The 6,428-nt window shown below is 75.5% G+C and carries 5 protein-coding genes and 1 pseudogene; 2 read left to right on the plus strand and 4 right to left on the minus strand.

Annotated features, from left to right (window positions below; all coding sequences use genetic code 11):
* Positions 1–333, plus strand: a pseudogene (locus tag SK069_RS20110) (hypothetical protein); the annotation flags it as partial.
* 151 nt (positions 334–484) lie between these two features.
* Here SK069_RS20110 and SK069_RS20115 read toward each other — a convergent pair.
* From SK069_RS20115 to SK069_RS20125, 3 genes are all read right to left on the minus strand, one after another.
* The gene (locus SK069_RS20115; protein ID WP_319956061.1) at positions 485–1,351 is read right to left on the minus strand and encodes a polysaccharide deacetylase family protein; all 867 of its coding nucleotides are present in this window, start codon (positions 1,349–1,351) and stop codon (positions 485–487) included.
* Between the two features lie 78 nt (positions 1,352–1,429).
* Entirely contained in the window at positions 1,430–3,472 is a 2,043-nt protein-coding gene (gene tkt, locus SK069_RS20120; RefSeq protein WP_319956062.1) for a transketolase, read from the minus strand.
* Between the two features lie 157 nt (positions 3,473–3,629).
* Positions 3,630–5,702 carry a calcium-binding protein gene (locus tag SK069_RS20125; RefSeq protein ID WP_319956063.1) on the minus strand — a complete coding sequence of 691 codons (2,073 nt, stop codon included), beginning with the start codon at positions 5,700–5,702 and terminating at the stop codon, positions 3,630–3,632.
* A gap of 134 nt (positions 5,703–5,836) precedes the next feature.
* On the opposite strand from SK069_RS20125, the gene SK069_RS20130 reads away from it, so the two are divergent.
* A complete protein-coding gene (locus tag SK069_RS20130; protein ID WP_319956064.1) occupies positions 5,837–6,322 on the plus strand; it encodes an inorganic diphosphatase in 486 nt (161 codons plus the stop codon).
* Here SK069_RS20130 and SK069_RS20345 read toward each other — a convergent pair.
* Entirely contained in the window at positions 6,319–6,423 is a 105-nt protein-coding gene (locus tag SK069_RS20345) for an integrase core domain-containing protein (RefSeq protein WP_406628316.1), read from the minus strand. The genes SK069_RS20130 and SK069_RS20345 overlap by 4 nt on opposite strands.
* Positions 6,424–6,428 lie beyond the last annotated feature (5 nt).

Raw genomic sequence — 6,428 nt, forward strand, 5'->3', positions numbered from 1 at the left:
ACCGAGGAGCAGCTGCTCGAGGCGATCGCCTTCGCGTCCGTCGAGGTGTTCTCGGCGCTCGTGAACATCGCGGGGGACGTCCCCGTCGACGGGTCGATGGAGGAGTCGCGCGAGCGCGCGGCCGCGACGACCACCACGCCGGTCGCCACGCCGCCCGCGGTCACGAGCACGCCGTCGACCGGATCGTCGGGGAGCGGCGCTCCGGCGCGGCCGACGTCGTCGAGCGCGAGCGGCTCGGGATCGACCGGCGGCCGCGGCTCCGGCGCCCCGCCCTCGTCCGGGTCCTCCCGTCCGAGCACCGACGGCGGCCAGGAGTTCCAGCCGATCGACTGACGGCCGGCCCCAAGGGGCCGACCAGGCCTGGCGACGACGGGCCGCAGGCCGGCCGCCCGGACGCCGACGGCACCGCCGTCTCGGCACGCCCGGACCCACGCTCGCAGCGCGCGAGCCGCCAGCGGACGCCCGGCGGCGCGGGAGCCCGGCGTCAGCGACGCTCGAGGCCGAGGAGGGTCGGCACCGTCACGAGGTGCAGGCCGCGACGTCGCAGGCCCTTGATGATCCACGGCAGCGCCCGCAGCGTCTGCGTCCGGTCGCCGCCGCCGTCGTGCAGCAGGACGATCGAGCCGGGGCGCGCACGGGCGACGACGTCGCGCACGATGGCCTGCACGCCCGGGCGCTTCCAGTCCTGGGGATCGACGTCCCAGAGGATCGAGAGCTCGCCGCGGTGACGCAGCAGCCGCTCGTAGCGCGGGCCGACCGCACCGTAGGGCGGGCGGACGAGGCATCCGGCGTGCCCGACCGCGCCGCGCAGGGCACCGTGCGCGAAGGCGAGCTGCCGCCGAGCGCGACCGTCCCCGGCGGCGAGGCTCGGATGCGACCAGCTGTGGTTGCCCAGCGCGTGCCCGCGGCGCACGAGCTCGCGCGAGACCCACGGTCGTCGGGCGACCTCGCGACCGAGCTGGAAGAACGTGGCGCGCGCCTTGCGACGCTCGAGCTCGTGGAGGATCCGGATCGTGAACGGCGAGGGGCCGTCGTCGAAGGTCAGGGCGACGCGGCGCCGACGGTCGGCCCGCCCGCGGCGCCGCTCCACCGGCCCGTCGGCCACGCACGCCAGCCCGTTGCTGCGCGTCGGCGCCAGCGCGCTGCGGGAGGGTCGCGGCGCGAGCGAGGGCTCGACCTCGAGCAGCGCGGCGAGGTCGGTCGGTCGCTCGGCGGGCGGCTCGCCGTCCCCCGCCAGGGCGGCGACGGTCGCGACGAGCAGGACGACGACGAGCAGGGGCCGCCGGCGGCGCCCCACGAGCGCCGCGACGCGGCGCGCCGCGCGCGCCACCGCTGCCCGGCCGTCGGCCATCGCGCGTCCTCCGCTCCGGGTCGTCCCCGCTGGGGCACGCGTCGGCGGCGCCCGGCGGACGCCGCCGACCGGGCGGCGTCAGGCGCCGAGCAGCTCCTGCGCCCGTCCGGCCACGGCGGACGGGGTGATCCCGAACCGCTCGAGGAGCTCCGTCCCCGGAGCCGAGGCGCCGAAGCGGTCGATCCCCACGGCGACGTCGACGTAGCGCTCCCAGCCGAAGGTCACGGCCGCCTCGACGGAGACCGACGGCAGGCCCACCGGCAGGACCGACTCCCGGTACTCGTCGTCCTGGGCGTCGAAGAGCTCCCACGAGGGCAGCGAGACGACCCGTGCCGCGATCCCCTGCTCCCCGAGCAGCGCCGCCGCGTCGACCGCGACGCCGACCTCGGCGCCCGTCCCGACGAGGACGACGGCCGGGTCCTCCGCCGGCTCCTTCACGACGTAGCCGCCGCGGCGCACGCCCTCCCACGCGGCGTCGTCGCCGCCGTCGCGCGGCAGCGGCGCGATGCCCTGGCGGCTGAAGGCCAGGACGGCGGGGCCGTCGACGTCCTCGAGGATCGCCGCCCACGCGGCCTGGGTCTCGACGCTGTCCCCGGGGCGCAGCACGACGAGGTTCGGGATCGCCCGCAGCGACGCGAGGTGCTCGACGGGCTGGTGGGTCGGGCCGTCCTCGCCCAGCGCGACGGAGTCGTGGGTGTAGACCCAGGCGACCGGGAGGTTCTGCAGCGCCGACAGGCGGACGGCGCCGCGCATGTAGTCGACGAACTGCAGGAACGTCGAGCCGTAGGGCCGGACGATGCCGCCGTGGGCCGCGAGGCCGTTGACGATCGCGCCCATGCCGTGCTCGCGCACGCCGAAGTGCACGTTCTGGCCGACGGCGTCGCGGGTGTAGTCGCCCGCGTCCGGCAGGACGGTGTTCGTCGACGAGGCGAGGTCCGCGGCGCCGCCGACGAGGGTCGGCACGAAGGGCGCGAAGGCCGCCATCGCCCGCTTGCCGGACACGCGCGTGGCCTCCTTCTCCGCCGGGACGGCGCGCAGCGCGTCCTGGAGGCCGGGCAGCGGCTTGCCGGCCCAGGCGGCGTCCCAGGCCCGCGCGCGGTCGGCGTCGGCCTCGCGCCAGGCGGCGAAGCGCTCCTTCCACGCCGCGCGCTCGGCGGGCCCGCGGTTGCCCGCGCGGAACTGGTCGTAGACGCCCGCGGGCACCGAGAACGTCGCGTCGGGGTCGACGCCGAGCGCCTCCTTCGTGAGGCGGGCCTCCTCGGCGCCGAGCGGCGAGCCGTGGGCCTTGTGCGTGCCCTGCTTGTTCGGCGACGGCCAGCCGATGATCGACCGCACGTGGATGAGCGTCGGGCGGGACTCCTCGGCCTCGGCCGCGTCGAGCGCGGCGCGCAGCGCGTCGAGGTCGTTGGCGTCGTCGACGCGCAGGGTCTGCCAGCCGTAGGCCTGGTAGCGCGCCTCGACGTCCTCGTCGAAGGAGAGCGACGTCGGGCCGTCGAGCGAGATCGAGTTGTCGTCGTAGAGGACGATCAGGCGACCGAGCCCGACGTGCCCGGCGAACGAGGAGGCCTCGGCGGAGACGCCCTCCATGAGGTCGCCGTCGGAGGCGATGACGTACGTCCGGTGGTCCTGGACCTCGCGGCCGAACGTCTCGCGCAGGTACCGCTCGGCGGCGGCGATGCCGACGGCGTTCGAGATGCCCTGGCCGAGCGGGCCGGTCGTGACCTCGACGCCGGGCGTCAGCGGCAGCGGCGTGGCACCGGGCTGCGGCTTGCCGTCGTCCCCGACCGGCACGTGGAACTCGCGCTCGGGGTGGCCCGGCGTCTTGGATCCCCACTGGCGGAACGCCTTGAGGTCGTCGAGGCTCAGGTCGTAGCCCGCGAGGTGCAGCACCGCGTACTGCAGCATCGAGCCGTGCCCCGCGGAGAGCACGAAGCGGTCCCGGTCCGGCCACAGCGGGTCGGCGGGATCGTGCTTCATCCGCTCCGCGTAGAGCAGGTAGGCGACCGGGGCGAACGCGAGCGGCAGCCCGGGGTGGCCCGAGTTCGCCGCCTCGATCGCGTCGATCGAGAGCGTGCGGATCGCGTTGATGCTGTCGTTGGCGGTGGCCTGCTCGGTGCTCACCGCTCCAGTATCGCGCGCTGCGCGCGCCGGTCGGCCTCCGCTCGGTGAAACCCGCCCGGGCGGCGGTGGCCGGCCGTCGAGGATCGAGCCGCTGGCGGACGCCGTCGACCGCCGCGCGGGGCCCGAGCGGCGGTGCGGCCGCCCGGGTCGCGGGGGATCAGGCGCAGCCGCGGTAGCGCACCGTCAGGCCGATCCGCTTGCCGGTCGCCTTCACGGTGCCGACGAGCCGGACGCGGTAGGCGCCCCGCCGGGGCAGCTTGCGCAGGGTCGTGCCGGCGCGCAGCGCCTTCGCGCTCTTCAGCGTCGCGACCCGCTTGCCGCGAACGGTGACCTCGAGCCGGCGCAGCTGCGACGCGCCGGGGACGCGGATTCGCAGGGAGCGGGTCGTGCGGCAGCGCTTCGTCGCGGGCGTCCGCACGAGGTCGGCGAGCTTCACCGCGCGGGGCTTCGCCCCACCGCCGCCGCCGGCACCGCCGCCACCCGTTCCTCCGCCACCGGTTCCCCCACCGCCCGTGCCGCCGCCCGATCCGCCCGCCCCGCTCCCGTCGCCGCCCGCCACGGCGGGCGCGGGCGCGCGGTCCAGCAGCTCGCAGTCCGCGGCGACGCGATCGACCCAGTCGACGGTGGCGCGGTCCGCGTCGCCGTCGTTGCAGCCGACGTCGTCGGCGATCGCGTCGCCGTCGCGCGCGATGACGTGATCGTCGCCGCGGCCGCCGCGCAGCCGGTCGATGCCGCCCCGACCGTCGACGTGGTCGTCGCCCCAGCCGCCGTGGATGACGTTGCGCTCCTCGTCCCCGACGAGGACGTCGCCGTGCGGGCTGCCGACGAGATCCTCGACCCCGACGACCTGGTCGTTCTCGCCCGGGACGCCGTCGTTGGCGCTCCCATCGAGCGTCACGCTCACCCCCTGGGTCTTGTCGGCGTAGGACGCGACGTCGGCCGTGCCCTCCCCGCCGTCGAGGAGGTCCGCGCCGGGCCCGCCGACGAGCGAGTCGTCGCCCGGACCGGCGCGCAGGACGTCGGCCCCGTCGCCGCCGCTCAGCGCGTCGTCGCCGCGTCCGCCGTCGATCGCGTCGGCGCCCGAGCCGCCGTCGACGACGTCGTCGTCCTCGCCCGCGTCGACGACGTCCGCCGCACCGCCGGACGCGATCGTGTCGTGCCCCCAGCCGCCGGTGATCGCGTCGGCGCCGTCGGCGGTCGTGATCGCGTCGTCGCCGTCGCCGCCGTGCACGACGTCGCCGCCTCCGCCGGTGGTCGTGGCCGTGTCGTTGCCCGCACCGAGGTCGATCGTGTCGCTCCCGGCCCCGGCGGACACCGTGTCGTTGCCGCCGGCGGTGGTGATCTGGTCCGATCCGTCGCCGGTCGTGACGGTGTCGTGCCCCTCGCCGGTGTCGACCCGATCGCCCTGGGCCCCGGTCGTCGTGACCGTGTCGTCGCCGTCGCGGGTCGTGATGGTGTCCGCGCCGCCGCGACCGACGACCGTGAGGCTCGTGCCTCGGTGCGCGTTGGCGGTCGACGCGGTGAAGGCGTCGCCGAAGTCCGTGAGCGTCACGTGGTCGAACCCCGCCATGACGTTCGCGTCCTCGCCCGGGGCGCCGTCGTTGGCGACGCCGTCGAGGCTGACGCTCACCGCCTGGGCGCGGCCGGCGAAGGAGATCCGATCGTCGCCCCCGCCGCCCGGGTTGTACGTGTCCCCGCCCGCGGAGGGCACGAACGTGTCGTCCCCGGGGCCGCCGAGCAGGACGTCCTTGCCCTCGCCGCCGTCGAAGGTCGCGCCGCTCGGCGACGTCGGTCCGAAGAGGATGCCGGTCGAGAGCACGTCGTCGCCGCCGTGGCCGCGCAGCTCGACCGCGTCGATCGCCTCCGTCATGCCGAGGAAGAAGCTGTCGGCGTCCGGGCTGCCGGAGAACGACACGCGGGTCTCGTCGGGGTAGGAGAGGTTGCAGACGATCCGACGCGCGGTCCGGTCCGGGCAGAGCACGGAGCCGCTGACGAAGGTGATGTCGTCGCTCGACGTGATCTCGACCTCGGTCGGGCTCGTCTGGCGCATCGTCGTGCTCGCCGCGGCGCTGTGGCTGAGCTGGAAGTGCGTCGAGCTCGTGCGCGTCAGGGAGACCTGGGCGTCGGCCGCCGCCGGGACCGCGAAGGTGGCGGCGAGCGCGACGACGGGGACGGCGACGCGGCGCGACGGGCGCCGGCGACGGGCGGGGCGGGCGGGGCGGGAGGACATGCGCAGCAGGCTGTCGACCCCCGCGCCCGCCGACCTCGGGGGGCACCCTGGTCCCGCACCCCGATCCCGCGAGCGTCCCGCGACGCGGCGCGGCCGGACCGCCTGCGTTCCCCGGCGCGCCGTAGGATCCGCGCGTGTCCGATCTCCTGATGTTCGTCGAGATCCCCAAGGGATCGCGCAACAAGTACGAGTACGACCCCGAGGTCGGGGCGATCGTGTTCGACCGCTACCTGTACTCGTCGGTCGTGTACCCCGCCGACTACGGGTTCATCACCGACACGCTCGGCGAGGACGGCGATCCGCTGGACGCCGTGACGCTCGTCTCCGATCCGACGTTCCCGGGCGTCCGGATCCCGGTCCGCGTCATCGGCCTGTTCAAGATGATCGACCAGGGCGAGGTCGACGACAAGGTCATCTGCGTCCCGGTCTCCGACCCGAACTGGAAGGGCGTCGAGACCCTCGACGACATCTCCCAGCAGCTGAAGACCGAGATCTCGCACTTCTTCGAGATCTACAAGCAGCCCGAGGGCAAGGTCGTCGAGGTGCAGGGCTTCCGCTCGCGCGAGGAGGCGCTGGAGACGGTCGCCGCCGCGAAGCAGCGCCTGAAGGACCAGGGCTAGCTGTTGTGCCCACGGTCTTGGTGAACGCGGCTGATGGGTGGCCGGTCGCCGAGTGCCGTGTGAGGACGCCTGCGGTTGTAGTACCGCAGCCATGATCTCAAGGCCC

Source organism: Patulibacter brassicae (genome assembly GCF_033949425.1).
Taxonomy (GTDB): Bacteria; Actinomycetota; Thermoleophilia; order Solirubrobacterales; family Solirubrobacteraceae; genus Patulibacter; species Patulibacter brassicae.

What these genes read in the sequence shown, in the direction of transcription:
- SK069_RS20115 (WP_319956061.1), bottom strand. Translation starts at nt 1,351, where the DNA reads ATGGCCGACGGCCGGGCAGCGGTGGCGCGCGCGGCGCGCCGCGTCGCG.
- SK069_RS20125 (WP_319956063.1), bottom strand. Translation starts at nt 5,702, where the DNA reads ATGTCCTCCCGCCCCGCCCGCCCCGCCCGTCGCCGGCGCCCGTCGCGC.